Genomic DNA, 809 nt, shown 5'->3' on the forward strand with positions numbered 1-809 from the left:
GTGAACCTCACATGACTAAAGTCACATGCTTCCAGACGCTTTAGGCGTCAGACTGAATATCGGCGGATACGCCTGTAACTTAGGTCTGCACAATTATGCGCTTTTTCCATGCCGGATACGGCAGTTTTCCACATTACAGGTAGTCCGCTGTATATCTGCCTGTATCTATGCTGCTTTTAAGAGTTCCATTTCTGAATGGAGTTTCCTCAGATCTGCATAGACACATGAAGTTCTACGCTTTACAGGAGGGACTTTTGCCTCCAGCAAAGACCTTTCCGTTGCCGGAAGGGGTTTTAAAAGTTCCCTTATAAAATATCTGGCTCCTATATTATAGGATGCTGACAGGTCACAATTATATCGTTTTCCTGTCTGAAAAGTACAGAGGCTGTGATTTTCCCAGTCACGTGTTACCGCCCCGGAACCATCATAAGCCAGTCTGCTGGTATTCCATGCACAGATCCGGGATATCCGCATCTCTTTCCTGTGTGCCTGATGTTCACAGCGTCTTTGGATATCCCGCTTTCTCCACAGGTGCAGTTTCTGTTTTTTCTTTCCCGATATCTTCCCCTGCATCTCCAGATATTCGAACACGATCACATCTGCATGGTTTTCTTCCGCATATCTTACAATCGCACCTGCAGTCTTTTTACCCAGTTCTGTGTTCAGACGTTTCGTATATGCCCATCTTCCCTGTGTCTGCGCAGAGCCATGTTCCCTCTGGAATCTGCGGATCCGTCCCAGTGTGCGGTACATCCGGTCTTTTTCACTGGGATGATCTATGAATCTTCTTCCCAGGACAGTTCCGTCTG

At 46.8% G+C, this 809-nt stretch carries 1 pseudogene; it reads right to left on the minus strand.

What is annotated here, in order from left to right:
* Nucleotides 1–165: 165 nt before the first annotated feature.
* Nucleotides 166–809, minus strand: a pseudogene (locus tag G4417_RS17055) (IS200/IS605 family accessory protein TnpB-related protein); the annotation flags it as partial.

Origin of the sequence: Blautia wexlerae (assembly GCF_013300825.1) — a bacterium.
Taxonomy (GTDB): domain Bacteria; phylum Bacillota; class Clostridia; order Lachnospirales; family Lachnospiraceae; genus Blautia_A; species Blautia_A wexlerae_B.